19 protein-coding genes are annotated in these 21,546 nt (G+C 63.4%); 12 read left to right on the top strand and 7 right to left on the bottom strand.

The features are described 5' to 3' along the window. The first annotated feature begins 26 nt into the window (after positions 1 to 26). Positions 27 to 704, top strand: a complete 678-nt coding sequence (locus tag E4M07_RS16605) for a glutathione S-transferase family protein (RefSeq protein WP_136659492.1) — start codon at positions 27 to 29, stop codon at positions 702 to 704. Positions 705 to 769: 65 nt separating this feature from the next. Next, positions 770 to 2,407, top strand: a complete 1,638-nt coding sequence (locus E4M07_RS16600; protein WP_136659491.1) for an alkaline phosphatase family protein — start codon at positions 770 to 772, stop codon at positions 2,405 to 2,407. Positions 2,408 to 2,475: 68 nt separating this feature from the next. Here the strand turns inward: E4M07_RS16600 and E4M07_RS16595 are convergent, their stop codons facing one another. Together E4M07_RS16595 and E4M07_RS16590 are read right to left on the bottom strand one after the other, a co-directional pair. Further along, positions 2,476 to 2,685 (bottom strand): hypothetical protein, encoded by a 210-nt coding sequence (locus E4M07_RS16595; protein WP_136659490.1) that lies wholly within the window; start codon positions 2,683 to 2,685, stop codon positions 2,476 to 2,478. 197 nt (positions 2,686 to 2,882) lie between these two features. After that, complete coding sequence (locus E4M07_RS16590; protein ID WP_206057295.1) at positions 2,883 to 4,208, bottom strand: MFS transporter; 1,326 nt, start codon at positions 4,206 to 4,208, stop codon at positions 2,883 to 2,885. Positions 4,209 to 4,232: 24 nt separating this feature from the next. Between E4M07_RS16590 and E4M07_RS16585 the strand changes: the two genes are divergently transcribed. Continuing rightward, positions 4,233 to 4,475, top strand: a complete 243-nt coding sequence (locus tag E4M07_RS16585; RefSeq protein WP_136659489.1) for a hypothetical protein — start codon at positions 4,233 to 4,235, stop codon at positions 4,473 to 4,475. A 22-nt stretch (positions 4,476 to 4,497) separates the two neighbouring features. On the opposite strand, the gene E4M07_RS16580 is transcribed toward E4M07_RS16585, so the two are convergent. The 5 genes from E4M07_RS16580 to E4M07_RS16560 all read right to left on the bottom strand — a co-directional run bounded on the left by E4M07_RS16580 (position 4,498) and on the right by E4M07_RS16560 (position 9,530). Continuing rightward, positions 4,498 to 5,724 carry an amidohydrolase family protein gene (locus E4M07_RS16580; RefSeq protein ID WP_136659488.1) on the bottom strand — a complete coding sequence of 409 codons (1,227 nt, stop codon included), beginning with the start codon at positions 5,722 to 5,724 and terminating at the stop codon, positions 4,498 to 4,500. A gap of 25 nt (positions 5,725 to 5,749) precedes the next feature. Further along, positions 5,750 to 7,030 (bottom strand): MFS transporter, encoded by a 1,281-nt coding sequence (locus tag E4M07_RS16575; RefSeq protein ID WP_169054257.1) that lies wholly within the window; start codon positions 7,028 to 7,030, stop codon positions 5,750 to 5,752. Between the two features lie 65 nt (positions 7,031 to 7,095). Next, a complete protein-coding gene (locus tag E4M07_RS16570) occupies positions 7,096 to 7,599 on the bottom strand; it encodes a GAF domain-containing protein (RefSeq protein ID WP_136659486.1) in 504 nt (167 codons plus the stop codon). Positions 7,600 to 7,602: 3 nt separating this feature from the next. Continuing rightward, positions 7,603 to 8,718, bottom strand: a complete 1,116-nt coding sequence (locus E4M07_RS16565) for a Xaa-Pro peptidase family protein (RefSeq protein ID WP_136659485.1) — start codon at positions 8,716 to 8,718, stop codon at positions 7,603 to 7,605. Next, positions 8,715 to 9,530: a GntR family transcriptional regulator gene (locus E4M07_RS16560; RefSeq protein ID WP_169054256.1), complete on the bottom strand. Its 816-nt coding sequence runs from the start codon at positions 9,528 to 9,530 to the stop codon at positions 8,715 to 8,717. Before E4M07_RS16560 ends, E4M07_RS16565 begins: the two co-directional genes overlap by 4 nt. A 226-nt stretch (positions 9,531 to 9,756) precedes the next feature. On the opposite strand from E4M07_RS16560, the gene E4M07_RS16555 reads away from it, so the two are divergent. The 9 genes from E4M07_RS16555 to E4M07_RS16515 all read left to right on the top strand — a co-directional run bounded on the left by E4M07_RS16555 (position 9,757) and on the right by E4M07_RS16515 (position 21,519). Next, the gene (locus E4M07_RS16555) at positions 9,757 to 10,758 is read left to right on the top strand and encodes a sugar ABC transporter substrate-binding protein (protein ID WP_169054255.1); all 1,002 of its coding nucleotides are present in this window, start codon (positions 9,757 to 9,759) and stop codon (positions 10,756 to 10,758) included. A 73-nt stretch (positions 10,759 to 10,831) separates the two neighbouring features. Next, complete coding sequence (locus tag E4M07_RS16550; RefSeq protein WP_136659482.1) at positions 10,832 to 12,865, top strand: hydantoinase/oxoprolinase family protein; 2,034 nt, start codon at positions 10,832 to 10,834, stop codon at positions 12,863 to 12,865. Then, a complete protein-coding gene (locus E4M07_RS16545) occupies positions 12,862 to 14,574 on the top strand; it encodes a hydantoinase B/oxoprolinase family protein (RefSeq protein WP_136659481.1) in 1,713 nt (570 codons plus the stop codon). Before E4M07_RS16550 ends, E4M07_RS16545 begins: the two co-directional genes overlap by 4 nt. Before the next feature lie 14 nt (positions 14,575 to 14,588). Next, on the top strand, positions 14,589 to 16,148 hold the full coding sequence (locus tag E4M07_RS16540; RefSeq protein ID WP_136659480.1) for a sugar ABC transporter ATP-binding protein: 1,560 nt from the start codon (positions 14,589 to 14,591) through the stop codon (positions 16,146 to 16,148). After that, a complete protein-coding gene (locus E4M07_RS16535; protein ID WP_246660477.1) occupies positions 16,145 to 17,092 on the top strand; it encodes an ABC transporter permease in 948 nt (315 codons plus the stop codon). Before E4M07_RS16540 ends, E4M07_RS16535 begins: the two co-directional genes overlap by 4 nt. A gap of 22 nt (positions 17,093 to 17,114) precedes the next feature. Beyond that, positions 17,115 to 18,116 carry a 4-hydroxyproline epimerase gene (locus E4M07_RS16530; protein ID WP_136659479.1) on the top strand — a complete coding sequence of 334 codons (1,002 nt, stop codon included), beginning with the start codon at positions 17,115 to 17,117 and terminating at the stop codon, positions 18,114 to 18,116. A 10-nt stretch (positions 18,117 to 18,126) separates the two neighbouring features. Then, on the top strand, positions 18,127 to 19,164 hold the full coding sequence (locus E4M07_RS16525; RefSeq protein ID WP_136659478.1) for a proline racemase family protein: 1,038 nt from the start codon (positions 18,127 to 18,129) through the stop codon (positions 19,162 to 19,164). Positions 19,165 to 19,320: 156 nt separating this feature from the next. Continuing rightward, positions 19,321 to 20,613, top strand: coding sequence for a twitch domain-containing radical SAM protein (locus E4M07_RS16520; protein WP_169054254.1), 1,293 nt, complete (start codon positions 19,321 to 19,323; stop codon positions 20,611 to 20,613). A 75-nt stretch (positions 20,614 to 20,688) separates the two neighbouring features. After that, positions 20,689 to 21,519, top strand: a complete 831-nt coding sequence (locus E4M07_RS16515) for a methyltransferase domain-containing protein (RefSeq protein WP_246660476.1) — start codon at positions 20,689 to 20,691, stop codon at positions 21,517 to 21,519. Positions 21,520 to 21,546 lie beyond the last annotated feature (27 nt).

The following is a 21,546-nucleotide window of genomic DNA, read 5'->3' as shown; positions in this document are numbered from 1 at the left end:
GGACTGCTACGATGGAGGCCGCACATATGCCGCAACTGAAGCTCTTTGTTGCCCCCGGAACCTGCGCCAGGGCTGCGACAATTGCTCTGGAAGAAACCGGTGTCCCTTTTGAAACGGAGCTCGTGCGCATTGCCGCCAATCAGCAGAAATCGCCGGAATTTCTGCAACTGAATCCGAAGGGAAAAGTCCCGACTCTTCTTATCGACGGCGTGCCGCTGACAGAAAATGTCGCTATTTTGAGCTGGCTGCACAGACTGTTCCCGGATGCGGCACTTTTGCCGCAGACATCGGATCCGTTCGAATCCATCAATCATACGGGCGACCTGGCGTTCTTTGCGGGAACGGTTCATCCCACCGCGACGCGCATCACAATGCCCATGAAATTCATGTCGGACGTTGAAAAGTCCTTCGAACTTGTGCGTCCCAATGGCATGGAAGCAATGATGCCGATCATGCAGATGATCGAAGAGAGACTGGAAGACGGCCCCTGGTGGTACGGGGCCGAATGGTCGGTTGTCGACGCCTATCTGTTCTGGGTCTGGGGGCGCATCACCAGTGTCGGTTTTCCCGATGAGAATTTCCCGAACCTGCGCCGCCACTTCGAGCTCAGCAACCAGCGCCCCGCCGTGCAAAGGGCCATGAAACGTGAAGCCGAAAATGTCGAGATCCTTAAATCGGAAGGGCTGTTCCGACCGCCGCGCTAGCAAAAGGCGCCGCGGCACTACACATTGTTTTTGAGTCTCAAATCAGGAAGTGGCTGGGTTTTTCGATGAATGTGCTTTGGATCATGGCAGACCAGCTGCGTTGGGATTATCTGAGCTGCTACGGCGTCACCCATATCGAGACGCCGAACCTCGACCGGTTGGCCGAAAAGGGCGTGCGGTTTGATCGGGCCTATGTCCAGTCGCCGATATGCGGACCGAGCCGGATGAGCTTCTATACCGGCCGTTATGTGCGCAGCCATGGCGCAACGTGGAACGGATTTCCCCTGCGTGTGGGCGAACCGACTCTTGGCGACCATCTGCGTGAACTGGGTATCCAAAGCACCCTCGTCGGCAAAACCCATATGAGGGCCGATCTGGAGGGTATGGAGAGACTGGGGATCGAACCCGAAAGCACCATCGGGGCGCTTGTCAGCGAATGCGGTTTCGAGGTGTTCGTCCGCGATGACGGAACCAACGCCGCCACCGACATAAATCGCCATGCGGAAGATTATGAGCAGTATCTGCGCGACCACAATATGGGCGGCGACACGCCGTGGGAGGAATGGGCCAACACCGCGATCGGCCCGGACGGAGAACTGAAATCGGGATGGCTTCTCGAAACCGCCCCTCTACCCGCGCGGGTGCCCAAGGAGCACTCGGAAACGGCCTGGCTGACCACCCGGGGCATTGAATTCATGGAGGCACAGGGCGACAAGCCGTGGCTGTGCCATCTCAGCTATATCAAGCCGCACTGGCCTTATCTGGCGCCGGCGCCCTACAATGACATGTACGCGGCTGTGGATGTCCCGCCGGTCAACCGGCGCGACAACGAACACGACCACCCGCTCATGCAGGCATGGGCCAACACAAGGATATGCAAGAGCTTTTCGCGCAACAATGTGCGTGACATCGTGGCGCCCGTCTATATGGGTCTCATCAAGGAACTTGACGACAATATGGGCCGCCTGTTCCAGTATCTGGAAGAAAGCGGACGCATGGACGACACGATGATCGTCTTCTGCTCCGATCACGGCGACAACATGGGCGATCACTGGCTCGGCGAAAAGGATCTCTTCTACGACTGCTCGGCGCGGATCCCGTTGATTGTCTACGACCCGCGCCCGCAGGCAGATGCGACCCGGGGTACTTCAACGGACGCGCTTGTTGAGGGCATCGATCTGGCGCCGACATTTCTGGAGTACTTCGGCGGCGGCCCCAAGCCGCATATCCTGGAAGGCCGGTCGCTGCAGCCGCTGCTGCATGACCGGCAAACCGAATGGCGCGACCATTGTATTTCGGAATACGACTACGCGACGCGTGACGCGCGGCGGGCGGTCAACGTGGATCAAAGCGATGCGCGCCTCGTCATGGTTTTCGACGGGCGCTGGAAGTACATCCATGTCGAAAAGATGCGCCCGATGCTCTTTGATCTTGAGTCCGATCCGGCGGAACTGTTCGACCTTGGCGCCAGCCCGAAACATGAGGACCAGCTCCGGCGTCTTGAGGCCCTGCACTTTGAGTGGGCCCGCCGGCACCACACGCGCATAACGCGCACGCCGGAAATCGTCGAAAAAATGACCGATACCAGGGAGCCCGAAGGAATCTACATTGCCTATTGGGACCCGGAGGAACTCGAGGCCGACGGTTTGCGTATGCCGCCGCACCTGGCGAAGGAAGGCGGCCAGGAAGACGACGACTCCTGAAAACAACCGTGGCAACTGGTGTGCCGCGGCCGGACCAAAAGCTAAAAATTACGGGCTTTATCAGCAGATCAGGCCGGCAATCTGGTGTCCTGAGCTGCGTCCGGCGCGGGCTGACGATCATCAACTTCGGCCGCTCGGATACGGGTACGCAGGTCAGCTTTCATTTGCTTGAGCAGTGACAGCCGGACGTCGTCGGCCTGCAACCGGGCATTCTCCTGCTGAATCCGCGCTTCGACAATGCTCAGGCGCCTCCACAGATTTTGAAGTGCTTGTCCCATGGCGATTTCCTTCGCTGGTTAGCGGTCCGTCAAACGGCGGCGAATTCGAAAGGAACCGGTGGTCACGGTCCAGGTCCTTTCAACAAATCATGTAGGAACTGAATTGTGTCTTTGTAGGCTGTTTGCCGCGCAATGCTGATCGAAAATTCCGATCGCCAGGCCCGCTTTAGTTTCGACGCACCGCCGGGGAGGCGTCGCTAATGTAGCGACGATGCGGTTCCTGACCCTGGAAGAGCCGAGGCGAGCGCTGCCGTTGCGGCGATTGTCACGGCGGAAAGCACGAACACCCAGGGACCCACCCATGTGTAGATCAGCCCGCCGGCGATCAGTCCGGCGATGCTGGCTGCCGCGCCCATGCTGCTCGCCAGGCCCTGCACGGCGCCCTGCAGCCGCTCGCCGGAAAGCCGCGACAGCATGGCCATGAAGGTCGGCCACATCAAGCCGTTGCCGAGGGCGATCAGCGCGCCGGCCGTGTAGACGACGACCCCGGCGCCGCTCAAAAGAAGGGCGAAACCGCCGGCGAGGATCAGGCTCCCGCCCACCACGAGCGCCTTCTCGGGCACCGTTTTCGACAACCGCGCCAGCACCGGACCCTGCACCGCCACCAATAAAAGGCTCAGAACCGCGAAGAACGTGCCGGCATCGGTCACCGACCAGTCGAGGCCCAGGGCCGCGTGGGTGGGGAAGGCGACGTAGAAGAAGCTGAAGCCGAGCATGACGAGGAAATTGACCGCCAGCAGCGCCGGCATGTGCGGCAGTTTCAGGATGCTTGCCGTCGACGTCTCGTCGCAGCCCTTGAGCTGATAGCATTCCTTTGTTTCCTGGCCGAAGACCTTGCAGGCGTTTTTTATGCCGGGCTTGGCGTTGAGCGGGAGCGGCCGGTTCTCGCGCAGGCCGAACTGGATCATCAGCGCCGCAAGCGCCGAGATCAGCAGCGCCGCGATCACCGGCAAAACCGGACCGTACACGGTCGCACCCAGGATGCCGGCGAGCGCTGGACCGAGGATGAAGCCGGCATTGGTGGAAACCGCCATGCGGCCGAAATTCTCCGTCCGGTGGCTTTCGTCGGTGATGTCGGCGAGATAGGCGTTGGCGACGGAGACGTTGCCGCCGGTCAGCCCGTCGGCGGCGCGCGCGATGAACAGGACCAGCAGCGGCAGGGTCAGCGTGAACTGGCCGAGCAGGGCCGAATCGACCGATAGCAGCGTATTCGCGGGCAGCAGGAAGGCGGCAAGGAAGATGATCCACGACAACAGCGTGCCGAGCTGGCTCAGGAGCAGCACCTTGCGCCGGCCGAACCGGTCGGACCAGCGGCCGAGGATCGGAGCGCCGATCAGTTGAAAGGCTGAATAGGTCGAGGCGAGGGCGCCGAAAATGATGGCATTGCCGCCCCAGTCGGCGACGAGGAAGACGAGGAAGGGCAGGACGATGCTGAAACCCAGCGTGCCGACGAAATTGATCGACAGGATCGGCAGGAGCGGCATCAGGCCGGTGACCGGCACCGGTGTTTGTGCCTGTGGCATCTGCTCTTGCGCTCCCGTCGGTGGTTGTCGCCAGTAAACCTAGCGTCCGGGCACGGGGTTCTCAACGGTCTCCATGGAAAGCGGCTTGCCGGCGGTCCCTGGCATGCCGCTGAGCGCCGCGAGCATGAACAGGGCGGATTTGTCGGGCTTTCCGGCGAATACGACACCGGCGGCGCATGGGTTCTGACCGCCGGCACCGAGGGTCTGGTCGAGACTTCCGGCTCGTTCCAGTTCTCCGGGCAGATCGGTGTGAAGGGCCGGTTTTAGCCGCCCCTTCGATTTTCCTCGATCAGAGCCGCGAGCGCACGATCCGCCCGCCCTTCATGACAAGGGCCACGGTTTCGCTCGAATGGATGAAGATCGAAAGATCGGCGAGCGGATCGCCGTCGACGACGATGAGGTCGGCATACGCGTCCGGCGCGACGACGCCGAGCCGGCCCTCGGCCTGGACGATCTCCGCATTGACCGAGGTTGCCGACCGCAAGACGTCGATCGCCGGCTGGACCTTGCCGCGCAGGAACAGTTCGCGCCCCTGCGTCTTGACGAATTCATGGCCGTGCAGGTCGCAGCCGAGGCCGAGCTTGACCCCGGCTGCGGCGCAATTGGCCACCGCTTCAAGCGACCGCCGGTTGACCTCGCGGACCTTCTCGGCGGCGGATGCCGGCAATCCGAGGGCTTCGGCGTTTTCGGCGATCAGTTCGCCGGCCGAGAGCGTCGGCACGACGAAGGCGCCGCTTGCCGCGATCATGCCGGCGGTCTCCGCCTCGATGAGGCTGCCGTGCTCGATGGTGCGCACGCCGAGCCGCAGGCAGCGCCGTGCCGCGTCGTCCGTGTGGCAATGGGCCATGACATAGCTGCCACGCCGCTCGGCTTCTTCGACGGCGACGGCGATTTCGGCATCGGAGAAATGCGGCATGTCCAGCGGCGCGAGGTCGGTCGACACGCCGCCGGAAACGAATATCTTGATGTGCGTCGCGCCCTTGCGGAACTCCTCGCGCGCCGCCTTGCGCACCTCGTCGGGCCCGTCAACCGCTTGTGTGACGATGCCCGAATAGGCACAGCCGCACGGCTCGACATAGTTGCGCCGGCGCATATCGCCATGACCGCCGGTCTGGGTGAGTGCCCGTCCGGGAAAATAGAATCGCGGCCCGTCGATGAGGCCCTCGTCGATGGCAAGTTTCAGGCCGAGATCGCCGCCGCCGGCGTCGCGCAGAGTCGTATAGCCGCGATCGAGCGCGCCGGACAAAAGCCGCGCCGCGTGGGCGCCCAGCAATGCCGCCGGCATGCGGTCGGTACCATAGAAATCATAGCTCGGCGTGTTGGCGTGGTAATGCGCGTCGATGAGGCCGGGCATGAGAAAGCGCCGGCCGATATCGATGCGGTCTGCATCCGGAAAGGCAAGCCCTACGCCGACCTCGCGGATGTAACCGTCGGCGACGAGAACATCGGCGGGCTCCATTATCGTCTCCGACACACCGTCGAAAAGCCGCGCATTTGCCAGGATACAAGCCGTCATGTTGAAGATCCTCCCCGTCTTAACATTAGGGCGGGTCGGCACGGTTCTCAATCGGCTCAACGGCAAGCGGCTTGCCGGCGGTCTCCCTCATGCCGCGCAGCGCCAACAGCATGATCACCGCCAGCGCCATCATGTAATAGGCCGGGGTGGAATCGTCGCCGGTCCGTTCAACCAGATAGGTGGCGACGAAAGGCGCGGTGCCGCCGAACAGGCCGAGACTGATATTGTAGCCGATCGAGGCGCCGCTGCAGCGAATATGCGCCGGCATCATTTCCGAGATCGTCGCCGGTATCACCGCGAATGTCGCGGCGGAGATCAGGGCAAGCCCGATCTGGCCGCTGAGGATGACGGCAAAGGACTGGTGGTGAAGCAATTGCCAGAGCGGCCAGCCGAGCACCAGCGTTGCGATCGCCACGCCGTAGAGCACCGGCTTGCGTCCGACCCTGTCGGACAGCATCGCGAACGGGATGGACGTCAGCAGAATGACCAGCAGGCTGATCGTGTTGATCTCCAGCGCCCGCGCCGTTGTGAAGTGCATGAACTCCCGCAGATAGGCAGCGACATAGACGAAGAGCAGATAGAAGCCGACGCCGCCCATCATCAGCATGCAGATCATCCGGAACAGAATGCGCCAGTGATCGCGAAACACCACGAGAACGGGCAGGTGGTCTTGCCGCAGGACACCCGGCGGTTCGGAGACAAAACGGCGGATCACCAGGCCGCCGACGGCAATGACGGCGCCGAAGATGAACGGGATACGCCAGCCCCAGGCGGCCATCTCGGTTTCGCCGAGCTGCCAGCTGATGAAGGCGCACAGGCCGGATCCGATGAGGAAACCGGCAATGCTGCTTGTCTGCGAGATTGCCGTCATGGCGCCGCGCCGGGCAATCGGCGCGTGTTCGGCGAGAAACACCATGGAGCCGGTATATTCACCGCCAAGCGAGAGGCCCTGGGCGATGCGGCAGATGACCAGCAACAGGGCGGCTGTTGTTCCGAGTTGTGCGTGGGTCGGCAACACTGCAAGGCACAGCGTCGCGATCCCCATCAGGGAAATGGATGCCGCCATGGAGATTTTGCGTCCGTAACGGTCGCCGATATGGCCGAAGAGGGCGGCGCCGAGGGGGCGGGCGAGATAGCCGACCGCAAAGACGGCGAAGGCCGAAAGCAGCGATGCCAGGTGATCGTCGGAGGGAAAAAACAGCGGGCCGAGGATCGGCGCGAGGAAACCGTAGACGGCGAAATCGTACATTTCCAGAGCCGTTCCGATGCTGCCGGCGGCTATGTTCCTGCGGTTGTTTCCAGCCAAGGCCGATCCCCCTCCGTGATGTCGCCGGCAGAATCTCTGACCAACCATAACGCAGTTCGGGTGCTTCAGTCTTGGCGGGAATTTTCGTTGCCGGAGAGGTAGGTCGAGACAGCCATCGCGCATAAAGCGGTTTCCGGTGCGACCCGCACCGGTGCTTCAGGTCCGTATTGTCCGGGCCGATCGGTCAGGTTGAGGATGGCTATGGTCCGGTCGGCCGCGACGATCGGACAGTTGAGCAGCGAACCCAGGTCGGTGCCCTCGAAGCCGTCATAGTCGGGCAGCCAGAGGGCTATTTCCCGTCGGTTGTTGGCGACAATCGGTTCCCTGCGGGTAAAGAGCTGCTCGAACCAGGCCGATGGTTCGACCTTGTCGGCCAGTCCCAAAGGGTAGGCGGTCTCGTCCGTTGAAAAGATCCGTCTCAACTGCCGTTCCGATGGATCGGCGACCAGCACGGTTAAGAGTTCAAATCCGACGCTGGCCTTAAGCCGTTCGGCAAGCAGAGCAAAGAGTGCATCATGCGCACCCGCGGCTGCGAAGCCGAGAACGGCTGGGTACTCAAGACGCTCCATCGCTCAACCGCCGATGATGGTGAGTTCACGTTCGAAGCTGCTGAGCGAGACGCTGCCGTCTTCTGTAACCAGAACGTCGTCCTCGATGCGTACGCCGATATCGCCGGATCGGTAGAGGCCCGGTTCAACGGTAAAGACCATGCCCGGCAGAAGCGCCTGGCCGTTGCCCTCCATGATCTGCGGTGCCTCGTGCACGTCCAGTCCGAGGCCGTGTCCGGTCTTGTGCACGATGAGCTCCGCATGGGGCGAAGCGCGCAGCACGCCGGTCGTCGCCATGTCGAGGTCGTGGGCGCTGATGCCCGGCCTTGCTTGCGCACGGCCTTCGGCATTGGCCTTTTTGACGGTCTCGTAGATGGACCGGTGTTCGTCGCTTGCATGCCCGCAGAAGAAGGTGCGCGTCAGGTCGGCGCTGTAGCCGCCATAGAGCGCGCCGAAATCGATGAGCAGCGGATCGCCGTCGCGCAGCCGCCGTTCGCCGCTCGGCTCCCCATGCGGGTCCGCCGACATCGCGCCGGTCAGCACGATCGGCTCGAATGCGAAGCCCTCGGCGCCGGATTCCAGCATGGCGATCTGCAGTCGCTGCTGTATTTCCCGCTCGCTCATGCCGGCGCGCGCCTGCTCAATGGTCGTGCGCAGCGCCGTTTCGCTGATGGCGATCGCCCGTTTCTGGCATTCGACCTCCCGGGCGTCCTTCAAAAGGCGGATACCGGCGATCGTGTCCTGCGCGTCGCCCACGGCGTCAGCGCCGAAATGGCTGCGCAGAAGATCGCACTCGAAGACGCGCATTCGCTGGCCCTCGACACCCAGCCGCCGCGCATTCATGCGCGCCGCGATGCGGGAGAACGCTGCATCGGGGCCCTCGCTGTCCTGCCAGTATTCCGTGTCCGCATTCGGCATTCCGGCCTGCCAGCGGGCCCCTTCGAGCGACGGGATCACCGCGTGCAGGCGTCCGTCGGCACCGACGAAAAGCACCGTCGGCCGCTCCATGAGGTGCAGGTGGATGCCGGTGAGATAATAAAAGCTCGGACCGGGCACCAGCGCCGCCGCATCGATGTCATTTTCGCTCAGGGCGGCAGCCAGCCGCGCCCTGCGGTCGGCCAACACGTTCGGGTCGGTCATCGGCGCTTGCCTCCGCCCTTCGCCGGTGCGCCGATGTCCATCTCGTAGCCCACCTTGGGATCGAGCGAGTTCTTGATCACTTCGAGTTCGGTCCGAACATGCTGCGCAATGGCCGCGTCCGCACCCTCCATGTCCCGTTCCTCGATGGCCGTGACCAGCTTCTCGTGCTCGGCGAGGCTGACCTCCGCCTCCTTTTTGCCGAAGGCGGGATAGTAATGCAGGACGTAGGCGCGGCGGCCGCAATCGATGCTGAGATCGTGGAACTTGCGGGTGAAATAGCTGTGGCAGGCCTGGGAAATCTCGCGGTGCAGGGCAAGGTCAGTGCCATAGATCTGGTAGACGTCGTTGCTCGGAAGGGCCTCTTCATAGGCCTGCGCCGCGGCCCTGATCCGCTCCAGGTTCTCATCCGTCCGGCGGATGGCCGCATGTCGCGCCACCGCGCGCGCCAGCAGCAAGTGGCTGTCCAGGTATTCGCTCATATTGTCGAGCATATGCGGAGCGACGATGCTGGTCCGGTTTGGAAGGAAGGAGACGAGGTCTTCGCTGGCAAGCATGACGAGCGCTTCGCGGATCGGCGTGCGCGACATGTCGAAACGCGCGGCCAGCGCGACCTCGTCGAGCACCGAGCCGGGATCGATGCGGATCCACAGGATGTCCTCGCGCAGCTCCTCATAAACCCGCGCCGAACCGCGCTTGCGCTTCGGCTTGTCCCCGGTGGCAAGATCGAGCTTGATCGGGGGGAAGTCCTTGCGTTCGCCGGTTTTGAGTTTCTTCTTTTTCGTCGATGGGTTCATGAGACCTATTGCGACCATTTTCCTCCTCCTCGGAACCCCGTGCCGGGGGTGCCGGCAACAAGATTCGCACTGCGCATCATAAGCAAGGCCGCGCAATACGCCATGGGTTGCAACCGATGCAAGGGTGGAAATCCGATCGGCGGTCCAAGTCTTGCATAATGTTTGCATAATTATCTTGCATAAAGTTTGTATAATGAATATGCTTCCTTGTCCAATGAATTTGGACGGGCAAAGGGAGGAAGCAGTGATCAGCAGATTCAAAATGACGGTTTTTGCCGCCGGCTTGGCGGCTGCGGGCCTTTATTCGGGCGCCGGCCAGGCCGAGGACTTCAACATCGCGTTCTTCGCGGCGTCTTCGCAGAACGGCTTCAACCAGGCGATCTATGAGGGCATCGAGGAAAAGGCCAAGCAGCTCGGCAACGTGACAACCGAGATCTATGACGGCCAGTTTAACGCCTCGCACCAGTACAGCCAGATCGAGGACGTGCTTGCCAGCGGCAAGTTCGACGGGTTCGTCGTCATGGCCAATGACACGGTCGGTATCGCGGGCGCCGTGGAGCAGCTCGTCGCCGCCGGCAAGCCGGTGGTTTCGACCCTGTTCCCCATCGGGCCGGACCTGACAACGCTCGATCCGCAGGTCGATGGCCTGACATCGACGGTGGCATCGCCCCCGGCCGACGGCGCGAAAGCGCAGGCCCAGGCCGTCGTCGACTATTGCAAGGATCGTGATCCCTGCAACGTCGTCATCATCATCGGCCAGCTGATTTTCCCCTTCGACAACCTGCGCTACGAGGCCTTCCGCGAAGTGCTCGACGCGCATGACAACATCAAGGTGGTCGCAACGGGCGAGGGCAGCTACAGTCCCGATGTGTCGCTGACCGCGATGACGGACATCCTGCAGTCGAACCCGGAGGTCCACGTCGTACTTTCCAATGCCGACCAGCATCTCGTTGGTGCGGAGATCGCGCTGGAGGCGGCGGGCTACAAGGTGCCTGACCTCTATCTGTCCGGCGGTGGTGCCGCCAACATCGCGATCACCGCGATCCGCGAGGGCAGGTGGGACGCGACGCTCGCCTATTTCCCGAAGACCATGGGCTCGATGGCGCTCGACATCGTCGTCAAGAAGCTCAACGGCGAGGACGTGCCCGCATCCGTCAACATGGATGAGGTCGGCCCCATGCCGTTCATCATCACCAAGAAAGAACTGGACGCCAGTCCCGACTTCGTCGGCGAGTGGGAACAGTAGGATCGCACAGCGAACCCCGGCGGAGGGCACGTGCCCTCCGCCCCGATAACCCGAAATAGACGGAACACGTCCCGTGACCAGCACCAGTTACCGCATTTCCGCCGACATCGGCGGAACGTTCACCGATATTGTCTATCAGGACCGCAAAAGTGGCGTCTGCGGCGCCGCGAAAGTCCTGTCGACGCCTGAAAATCCGGCGCTTGCCGTCATCGAGGGCATCAACAGCGCCGTTCCGGCAGATGCTGCGATCGACTTCTTCGTGCACGGCACGACCGTCGGCCTCAACGCCCTCCTGACCCGCCGCGGCGCAAGGGTCGCGCTGCTGACGACGGAGAATTTCCGCGACATCTACACCATCCAGGGCAATGACCGCGGCGAGATCTTCTCCATCCGCTGGAACAAGCCGGAGCCGCTGGCGACGCTTGAACACACCTACACGGCGCGTGAGCGGATCGCCGCCGACGGCGAGATCGTCACGCCGTTGGATACCGCCGATCTGGACCGGCTCGTCAAGGCGGCCAGGGAAAACCACTACGAGGCGATCGCCATCTGTTTCCTGTTCGCCTTCCGCAACTCCAAGCACGAGCTCGAAGCCGAGGCCTATCTGAGCGAACGCCTTCCGGGCGTCTCGATCGCCGTCTCGCACCGGGTCTCGCCAGAGTGGCGTGAATTCGACCGCACATCGACCACCGTGATGGACGGCTATCTGGCGCCGGTGGTGCGCCGCTATCTTGATACGCTCATCAGCGAACTCCAGCACCGGCTCCCGCCGGAGCAGGGTCTGCATGTCATGGAATCGAACGGTGGTGTGATGTCGGCGGCCTCGGCCAGCCGCACGCCGCTGCAGACCCTGCTCTCGGGCCCTGTCGGCGGCGCCATCGGCGGCCGCGCACTGGCCGAAACGACGGGGCGCAAGAACCTCATCTGCGTCGACATGGGCGGCACGTCCTTTGATGCCAGCCTCGTCATCGACGGTCTGCCGTCGGCATCGACCGAGACGCGGCTCGAGGGCCTGCCGGTGCAGATTTCGGTGGTCGACATCCACGTGATCGGTGCCGGCGGCGGCTCGATCGCCTGGACCGAGGCCGACGCGGTGCGGGTCGGCCCGCAGTCCGCCGGCTCGAAGCCCGGACCCGCCTGCTACGGCCTCGGCGGCACCGAGCCGACCGTGAGCGACGCCAACCTGGTGCTCGGCAGGCTCGACAGCGCCAATTTTTCCGGCGGGGACATGATCCTCGACCGGACACTGGCAGAAAAAGCCGTCGGCGCTCTGGGCGCGCAATTCGGCATGAACCCGCAGGAGATGGCGCAGGGCGTCATCGACATCATCAACGCCAAGATGGCCGACGCGATCCGCACGATCACCATCCGCCGCGGCATCGATCCGCGCGATTTCTCGCTGCTCGCCTTCGGTGGCGCCGGCCCCGCCCAGGCGGCGGCGCTGGCCGAGGAACTGGAGATCGGCGAGGTGATCATACCGGTGCATCCGGGCGCGTTTTCCGCCTGGGGCATGCTGCAGACCGATGTCCGGCACGATTTCAAGGAAACCTTCTACGACTTCTGGGACCGGGTCGAACCGGACGATCTGGAGGCCCGTTTCGCAAGGCTCGAAGCCGAGGGACGCGCCTATCTGATCGACGAGGGCGTCGGCGAGGCGGCGATCGAATTCGAACGCAGCGCCGACTTTCGCTACCACGGGCAGGAATACGTGCTGACGATTCCCGTCCCGCCGGGCGCCATCGACATGGAAGCGACCCGCCGGGCCTTCGACGGGGCCTATGACCGGCAATACGGCCATTCGAGCCCCGACGGCCGTGTCGAAATCGCCAATATACGGGTCGCCGCCATCGGCCGGCTCGATAAGCCGGACAGCGCCGATCCCGAGCCGTCGGAAGCCGGCCCGGCCCGCGCGCGCATGGTCTATTTCAGCGGCCGCGAGCAGGAAACGGCGATCATTGACCGTGCCGGCCTCGTTGCCGGATCGGTCACGTCCGGCCCCGCCATTATCGAGGAAGGCACGGCAACCACCCTCGTGCCGCCAGGCTGGCAGGCACAAGTCATAGCCGGCGGGCACCTGTCGGTTACCAGGAGGGAGAAAGCACAATGAGCGCCAAGGCCGATCCGATTACCACGGAAGTGGTGCGAAACTTCGTCATATCCTGCGCGGAGGACATGAACGCATCCCTGTGGCGTTCCGCCTTTTCCGCGATCATCTACGAGGGACGCGACAGCGCCGTTGCGCTTCTCGACGCCGACGGCAACATGCTCGGCCAATCGACGGGCGTGCCGCTTTTCATCGGCGCGATCGATGCCTGCGTCCATCTCGTCAAGGAACGCTACGGCGACGACATGGCGCGGGGCGACATCTTCCTCATCAACGACAGCTACCTGCAGGGAACCCACCTGCACGACATCACGGCCGTCGGGCCGATCTTCCACGACGGCGCGCTTGTCGGCTGCGGTGCGGCGCGTGCCCACTGGAACGACATCGGCGCCATCGATCCGGGTTCGACCATGGGCTCGACCTCGATCTACCACGAGGGCATCCGGCTCGGGCCGACCCGCATCATGCGCAAGTTCGAGCCCATCGAGGAATGGTACGATCTTCTGAGGCGCAACACGCGCATGCCGGACATGTCGATCGGGGACCTCAATGCCCAGATCGCCTCCATCCGCACCGGCGAGCGCCGCCTCGGCCAGCTTCTCGACCGGATCGGCGTCGAGACATACAAGAGCGCCTGCGAGAATATCTTCGAACAGGCGCGCCGCCTCGACCGCGAGGCGATCGCGGCCCTGAAGGACGGCACCTATGCGCGCGAAGGCTATCTCGACGACGATGGCGTCGGCGACGAACCGGTCAAGATCGCCATGTCGATGACCATCGACGGCGAGCGCATGATCATCGACCTTTCCGGGACGTCCGGACCGGTTCTCGGGTCCATCAATTGCGGCGCGGTGCAGACAAAATCCCTGCTGCGCCTCGCCTACAAGACGATGATCAATGCCGACCGGGCGATCACCGGCGGCTCGTTCGAGACGATGACCGTCAAGATTCCCGACGAATGCCTCTTCAACGCCCGCGAGCCGGCGGCCTGCGAATGGTACTTCACCGGCCTCGGCCTGCTAGCCGACCTGATGATATCGTGCATGAGCGAGGCGATGCCGGAAAAGGCCAAGGCGGCCCATTACGGCGATTCCATGGTCGCGGCGTTCTTTTCGATGGACGAAAAGCGCGGCCAGTGGATTTCGGTTGAACCGACCGCCGGCGGCTGGGGCGGCGGCGTCGGCAGCGACGGCCAGACGGCGCTCGTCAACCTGGTCAATGGCGGCTTCCGCAACATCCCGGCGGAAGTCTACGAGACCAAGTTTCCGGTGCGCATAGAGGAGTTTTCCATCCGCCGCGATTCCGGCGGACCCGGCCGCTGGCGTGGCGGTTGCGGCGTGGTGCGGACCTACAAGCTGCTAGAGGATTGCTTCAGCGCGCTCTGGTTCGAACGTTCCAAGACCCCGGCATGGGGGCTTGAGGGCGGGGCCGACGGCGCCGGTCCTGAAAACACGATCACGCATCCGGATGGAACCGTCGAGCACGCCTTGAAAATGCGCGCGCGCGAGTTCCCGGCCGGAACCGTCGTCGAGACCAGGACCGGCGGTGGCGGCGGCTTCGGCGAGCCCAAGGCAAGGCCGTTCGACGAAGTGCTCGCGGATGTGTGTCAGGGGTATGTCTCTGTTCAGGCGGCGTGGAATGACTATGGTGTTCGCATAGCCGGAGACATGAGCGTTGACGAATCCGCATCACAACCGCGCCAATCCGATTGAACACTGGCAGAACGATGGCGGCTGACCGGGACCCGGACCGGGGCGAACCCTGCATCCGCCTGCGCGGCATCGGCAAGTCGTTCGGCGGTGTGTCGGTGCTCGCCGATATCGATCTCGATATCGGGACGGGCGAGATTCACGGCCTCGTCGGCGAGAACGGCGCCGGCAAGTCGACGCTCGGAAAGATCATCGGCGGGTATTATTCGGCCGGCGCTGGCAGCATCGAGGTGTTTGCGGAGCAGGTCGGGACCTGGACGCCGCCGCTGGCCCTCGAGCGCGGCATCGCCATGATGCACCAGGAGCTGCAGCTCGTCCCGGCCCTTTCCGTCGCGCAGAACGTCTTTCTCGGCATCGAGGAAGAGCGTTACGGCGTCCTCAAGCAAACGGAGAATGCCAGGCTCGCCGATGTCATGGCGGCTTCGGGTTTCGAGCTCGATCCGGCAGCGATCACCTCCGATCTTTCCATCGCCGATCAGCAGAAGATCGAGATCATGCGGGCACTGGCGCGCGAGGCCCGGGTGATCGTCATGGACGAGCCGACCTCGTCGCTGACCGCCGACGAGGCGGAACGGCTGCACGAGACCATGCTGCGCCTTAAGCAGAAGGGCACGACCATCATCTATGTGTCGCATTTCCTCGACGACATTCTTCGTGTCTGCGACCGCGTGACGGTTTTGCGCGACGGCGTTCTCGTGCGCACCGCCGACGCCGCCGACGAGACCAAGGGATCGCTGGTCTCCGCCATGCTTGGCGGCACCCGCTCCGAGACTCCCTATCCGCAGAAGGCGCCCTCCGAATTTGCCGGCAAGCAGCCGGCGCTGTGGGTCAGCGGCCTCAGCGCGCCGTCCGGCGTTTCCGATGTTTCCCTGGAGGTGCGGCCCGGCGAGATCGTCGGCCTGATCGGGCTGGTGGGCAGCGGCCGGACCGAAATCGTCAGGGCGATCTTCGGGGCCGATGGCGCGAGTGGCGGCGAGGTGCGCCTCAACGGCATCCCCTATAGCCGCCGCACGCCGGCGGGCTCCGCGGAACGCGGCATGGTGATGGTTCCCGAGGACCGCCGCAAGCAGGGCCTGGTCATGACCCTGCCGGTCCGCGCCAATATGACGTTGCCACATCTGCGGCACTACACCATGGCGGGCGGAATCATCCGGGCGGCACTGGAACGGACCCGCGTCAAATCCCTGATCGACTACTTCCGGATTGTGCCGGACCGGATCGACGGCGATGTCACTCATTATTCCGGCGGCAATCAGCAGAAGGTCCTGCTCGGCAAATGGCTGTTGCGCGATCCGGGCGTGGTCATCCTCGACGAGCCCAGCCGTGGCGTCGATGTCGGCGCCCGCCAGCGCATCCACGAGGCCATCGCCGATCTCGCGGCGAAGGGCGCCGGCGTATTGTTGATTTCGTCGGAAATCGAGGAGGTGCTGGGGTTGGCCCACCGCGCCTATCTGGTTCACGAGGGCGGGCTGGTCGGCGAGGTCGACCCCGACAACGCAACGACTCAGGACGTGCTCTGGACGCTGTTCCACCAGGACGATCCGAACACCGAGACAGCAAGGGGTAGCGCGCCGTGACATCCGTGCTTTCTTCCGCCCGCATAGCCCGGTTTTTCCAAACCTACGCGGTCCTGATCATGATCGCGCTCCTGATCTTTGCGCTCAGCCTGATGAGCGACAGCTTCCTGACCTTCCGCAATCTGCAGAATATTCTTAACCAGAACGCGCCGCTGGCCATCATGGCGAGTGCCATGACCTTGGTCATCATCGGCGGCGGTTTCGACCTGTCGGTGGGTTCGATTTTCGCCGTCGCCGGTGTCTCCGCCGCCTGGATCGCGCTCAATGTCGACCCGGTCCTCGGGCTCGCCATCGCTCCCTTCATCGGCCTGGCGCTCGGCACCATGAACGGCGTCGTCATAACGACGCTCAACATTCACTCCTTCCTCGCGACCATCGCCACAAGCATGGTCTTCAAGGGCGTCGCCATCCTGATCACCGACGGGCGGCTGATCCCGGTTCGCATCGCCGAATTCACCTGGCTTGGCCGCGACAAGATCGGCGGCATCTTCATCGCCGTCATCGTCATGATCGCCTTTGCCCTGATTCTGACCTTCGCCCTCAACCGCACGGCCTTCGGCCGCAAGGTCTTTTCCGTCGGCGGCAACGAGGAAGCGGCGGTTCTTTCGGGCGTGCGCACGGACCGGATCAAGATCGCCACCTTCGCCATCGCCGGCATGGCGGCGGGGCTTGCGGCGGCGATCTCGGTATCGCGGATATCCATGGGCCAGCCCGGCGCGGGCATCGGCATGGAATTGCAGGCCATCGCCGCCGTTATCCTCGGCGGAACAAGCATTTACGGCGGTTCCGGCGCGGTTTGGCGCAGCATTGCCGGCGTTTTGTTGCTGGCTTTGATCAACAACGGCTTTAATATCCTCAACGCCGATCCGTTCTACCGCGATCTGACCACCGGACTGATCATTCTCGCGGCGGTCGGCATCAGCGCTTCCGGTCAGCGGCGCTAGTATTTGGGCTTTGGGTCAGGCAATGGCGAACCACACGTTTCAATGCATAGACGGCCATACCTGCGGCAATCCCGTGCGCGTGGTCAGCGGCGGCGCACCACCGCTGCAGGGCGAAACCATGCTGGAACGCCGCGCGCATTTTCTCGCCGAATACGACTGGATCCGCACCGGGCTGATGTTCGAGCCGCGCGGCCACGATCAGATGTCCGGCTCGATCCTGTATCCGCCGACGCGCGACGATTGCGATGTCGGCATATTGTTCATCGAGACCTCGGGCTGCCTGCCCATGTGCGGGCACGGCACCATCGGCACCGTCACCACGGCGATCGAGCATGGTCTTGTCTCGCCGGCAACGCCGGGCGAATTGCGCCTCGACACGCCCGCCGGACTGGTCGTCGCCGAATACCGGCAGGAGGGCCGGTTCGTCGAGGAGGTCCGCATTACCAACGTTCCCTCCTTCCTTCATGAGACCGGCCTCACGGCCGAGGTCGACGGACTGGGAACGCTGACGGTGGATGTCGCCTATGGCGGCAATTTCTACGCGGTGGTCGAGCCGCAGGAGGCATTCGCGGATATGGCCAACCACAGCGCGGCCGAGCTCGTCGGCTGGAGCCCGAAACTGCGGGCGGCACTGAACGCCAATTACGACTTCATCCATCCGGAAAAACCGGAAATCAGCGGCCTGTCGCACATCATGTGGACCGGCAAACCGAATGCGTCCGGTGCCCATGCCCGCAATGCCGTCTTTTACGGCGACAAGGCGCTGGACCGTTCGCCTTGCGGGACCGGCACGTCCGCCCGCATGGCGCTCGAACACGCGCGCGGAAACCTATCGGTCGGCGACGATTTTGTGCATGAGAGCATCATCGGCTCGCTGTTCAACGGCCGTGTCGAACGGCAGGTCGAGGTCGGCGGCCGCAGCGCCATCGTGCCGTCCATCGGCGGCTGGGCCCGCGTGACGGGTTTCAGCACGATATTCATCGACGATCGCGATCCTTACGCGCACGGTTTTGTCGTGACATGAGGCTGGCGGCATGAGGTCGAAAAGCACAATTCACGTTGTCAGTTGCCACGCCGAAGGCGAGGTGGGCGACGTCATCGTCGGCGGTGTCGCCCCGCCGCCCGGCGATACGCTCTGGCAGCAGCGCGATTTCATCGCTTCCGATCAGAGCCTGCGCAATTTCGTCCTGAACGAGCCGCGCGGCGGCGTTTTCCGCCATGTCAATCTGCTGGTTCCGCCCAAACATCCCGACGCGGTCATGGGATTCATCATCATGGAGCCGGAGGACACGCCGCCCATGTCCGGATCGAATTCGATCTGCGTTGCGACTGTGCTTCTCGATACCGGCATTGTGCCGATGCGCGAACCGGTCACGGAAATGATGCTCGAAGCCCCGGGCGGCCTCGTGCATGTGAAGGCCGCGTGCCGGGACGGCAAGGCGCAAAGCATCACCGTTCAGAACCTGCCCTCTTTCGCGGACCGGCTGGATGCCGCTCTCGAGGTTGCCGGGCACGGTGCGCTGGTCGTCGATACCGCGTTTGGCGGCGACAGTTTCGTCATTGTCGATGCCGCAGCGCTGGGGTTCGATCTCGTGGAATCGGAAGCGCGCGACCTGGCGCAGGTCGGCGTCCGCATTACCGATGCCGCCAACGAGCAGCTTGGATTTGCCCATCCCGGGCTTCCCGGCTGGGACCACATCTCGTTTTGCCTCTTTGCCGGTCCGCTCCAGGAGACGGGGGACGGACTGGCGGCGCGATCCGCCGTCGCCATCAGGCCCGGCAAGATCGACCGTTCGCCGACGGGAACCGCCGTTTCGGCCCGCATGGCCGTGCTGCATGCCCGCGGGCTCATGAAGACCGGCGACACATTGGACGCGCAGTCCATTATCGGCTCCGCTTTTCGCGGCAGGATCGCCGGTGAACTGCAGGTGGCGGACAAGCCGGCCATTCTTCCCGAGATCACCGGCCGCGCCTGGGTGACCGGGATCCACCAGCACATGGTCGATCCGGACGATCCTTGGCCGGAAGGCTACAGGATCAGCGACACCTGGGGTGTTACGGACAACACTTGATCCCGGTGGAACCGGCGCCCGTTTCAGGCGATTGACGATCCCGAATCGCCAGTGAATTCAGGACGCTGTTGCTTTTGCGGCCCGCGCGGGCCAACATTGCCGCTTGTGGCGTGCCTTCCGCGTTGGCGTCAATTGCCGGAGATGATTGGTGGGCTCATGGATGACGGTGAACAGGTCGGGAAACTGCCGCGCGGTTTCTGCATCCTGCCCTGGATCAATCAGCATTTAGCGACGACCGGCGCGATCTCGCCGTGCTGCGAGTTCGAAGGCGAGGTGGCGAACCTGTCCGGTTCCACGCTGCAAGAGGCGTGGAACAGCGACGCACTGGCGGACATCCGCAAAGCGTTCCTCGAAGGCCGGCCGTTGAAGGCCTGTCGCAAGTGCTTCGATCGGGAGGCCCATGAGGGCGCCAGCCTGCGGCTTGAATCCAACCGGCATTTTTCCGGGTGGATCGAACGCTACGGTGCAACCGAAACCGCACCCAAGCCGCCGCGTCATCCCGCCGCCTACGATCTTCGCTTCTCCAACCTCTGCAATTTCAAATGCCGAAGTTGCTGGCACGGGTCCAGTTCCAAATGGTTTTCCGACGGCAAGGCCATCGGCGTCACCATGGCCGACAAGGCCGAAATCAACAGCTTCGAAGACGTTGACGATTTCATCGAACAGGTCGGAGAAGGCCTTGGCGATGTCGAGCACATCTACTTTGCTGGCGGCGAGCCGCTGATGATGTCGGAGCATTATGCCCTGCTTGAACGGTTGATCGGCCTCGGCCGCACCGATGTGACGCTGTCCTACAACAGCAACATGTCGGTGAACGCCTTTCGCGGCCAATCGATATTCGACCTCTGGAAACAGTTCGCGAACGTCCATGTCATCGCAAGTGTCGATGCGACCGGGGCGCTCGGTGCCATGGTGCGCAAGGGGTTCGACTGGGACACATTTGCCGCCAACATTCTTTCGCTCCAGCAAAACTGCCCTCATGCGAAGCTCCAGTTCGGGGTCACGGTTTCGGCCCTGAATATTGTGAATCTGCGCGAGTTGATGGAGGCGATCAGGCGGGAATTCCGCGTGTCTCCGGGGGCGATCCACCTGCATTCGCTTCAGGACCCCGAATTCTACAGGACACAGATACTGCCCGGTACGGTGAAGCGGCAGGTGTCGAAAGAGCTTGCGGCGTATCTGGCGGCGTTGGCGGAAGGGCCTGGCCCAATGGAGGAGGGCAGTGGGGAGCACGCACGGATGGTTCGCGGCATCATCGACTACATGAACGGCCGCGACCTCTCGGGGCAATTCGAGAAATTCGTCAGGATGACGCAGAGGCTAGACGCGCTGCGCGACGAAGACAGCCGGGCCCTTCTGCCGGAACTGGCGCCATATCTCGGGTGGTCCCAGAAGAGGTTTCCCCGGCTGTTGCGCAAGGCACGGAGACTGTTGCCCGGTCAGGTGTGAGGGCTTGCCGCTTGCGTGCCTTTGCCCTATCGCATGGCCGCGTGTGGAAGAGTTCAGCGGGAAGAAACGGACATCGTGAACGAATTCGACGAGACGGCTGTTGCCGAGGCTTACAATCGCGGCCTGGCGCTTGAAAAGGCAGGCGACCGGGAAGGCGCGGCCAAGGCCTATCGGCGCGCCCTGGCACTCGACCCCGACGATCATGGCGGGGTTTCGGTCCGCCTGGCCGCCATGGGCCTCGGCGCGACACCGGAAAAAATGCCGGACGCCTATGTCGCCACGCTCTTCGATCAGCATGCCGATGACTTCGACGATATTCTGGTCGAGCGGCTGCGCTATTGCGTACCCATGCAGTTGCGTGAACTGCTGTGCGGGAAGGGCGAGCGTCGCCTCGGGCGCGTGCTGGACCTCGGATGCGGGACCGGGCTGACCGGTGTCGCGCTTCGTGACCGCGCCGACCACATCACCGGCGTTGACCTTTCCGAACGCATCGTCGAACTGGCCTTCGATCGCGAGGTCTATGACGATCTGTATGTCGGTGAAGCCGTCGAGTTCCTGGAGGACTTCGAGGATGACGACGGCGGCAGGCCGCGCTGGGACCTGATCGTCGCGACGGATGTCTTTCCCTATCTCGGTGCGATTGAGCCGATCATTTCGGCAGCGGCCGATCGGCTGGAGCCGGGAGGCAGGTTCGGGTTTTCGACGGAAACGCTTCCCGAACCGGCTTTTGCCGGTCAGCGCTACGTGGTCGGACCGAGGCAGCGCTTTGCGCATTCGGAACCTTATCTGCGGTCCGTGCTGGAGGCGTACGGCTTCGCGCTCACGGCGGTGCAGCAGATCACGGTGCGGCTGGAAGACGGCGATCCGGTCCCCGGTCATCTGGTTCTGGCTTACAGGGCGGGTTGAGCTCTTCGCAGCGCGACAGGCGCCGAT

The organism is Nitratireductor sp. XY-223 (assembly GCF_004959855.1).
In the GTDB taxonomy this organism is placed as follows: Bacteria; Pseudomonadota; Alphaproteobacteria; order Rhizobiales; family Rhizobiaceae; genus Hoeflea_A.
Note: the sequence above shows the minus strand (reverse complement) of the source record. Positions and strands in the feature narration are given on the sequence as shown.

Bases quoted from the DNA above. Each gene is read 5' to 3' on its own strand.
- E4M07_RS16525 (WP_136659478.1), top strand. From the start codon at position 18,127: ATGAGGTCGAAAAGCACAATTCACGTTGTCAGTTGCCACGCCGAAGGC.
- E4M07_RS16605 (WP_136659492.1), top strand. From the start codon at position 27: ATGCCGCAACTGAAGCTCTTTGTTGCCCCCGGAACCTGCGCCAGGGCT.
- E4M07_RS16600 (WP_136659491.1), top strand. From the start codon at position 770: ATGAATGTGCTTTGGATCATGGCAGACCAGCTGCGTTGGGATTATCTG.
- E4M07_RS16560 (WP_169054256.1), bottom strand. From the start codon at position 9,530: ATGGTCGCAATAGGTCTCATGAACCCATCGACGAAAAAGAAGAAACTC.
- E4M07_RS16530 (WP_136659479.1), top strand. From the start codon at position 17,115: ATGGCGAACCACACGTTTCAATGCATAGACGGCCATACCTGCGGCAAT.
- E4M07_RS16580 (WP_136659488.1), bottom strand. From the start codon at position 5,724: ATGACGGCTTGTATCCTGGCAAATGCGCGGCTTTTCGACGGTGTGTCG.
- E4M07_RS16590 (WP_206057295.1), bottom strand. From the start codon at position 4,208: ATGCCACAGGCACAAACACCGGTGCCGGTCACCGGCCTGATGCCGCTC.
- E4M07_RS16545 (WP_136659481.1), top strand. From the start codon at position 12,862: ATGAGCGCCAAGGCCGATCCGATTACCACGGAAGTGGTGCGAAACTTC.
- E4M07_RS16570 (WP_136659486.1), bottom strand. From the start codon at position 7,599: ATGGAGCGTCTTGAGTACCCAGCCGTTCTCGGCTTCGCAGCCGCGGGT.
- E4M07_RS16540 (WP_136659480.1), top strand. From the start codon at position 14,589: ATGGCGGCTGACCGGGACCCGGACCGGGGCGAACCCTGCATCCGCCTG.
- E4M07_RS16565 (WP_136659485.1), bottom strand. From the start codon at position 8,718: ATGACCGACCCGAACGTGTTGGCCGACCGCAGGGCGCGGCTGGCTGCC.
- E4M07_RS16595 (WP_136659490.1), bottom strand. From the start codon at position 2,685: ATGGGACAAGCACTTCAAAATCTGTGGAGGCGCCTGAGCATTGTCGAA.
- E4M07_RS16520 (WP_169054254.1), top strand. From the start codon at position 19,321: ATGGATGACGGTGAACAGGTCGGGAAACTGCCGCGCGGTTTCTGCATC.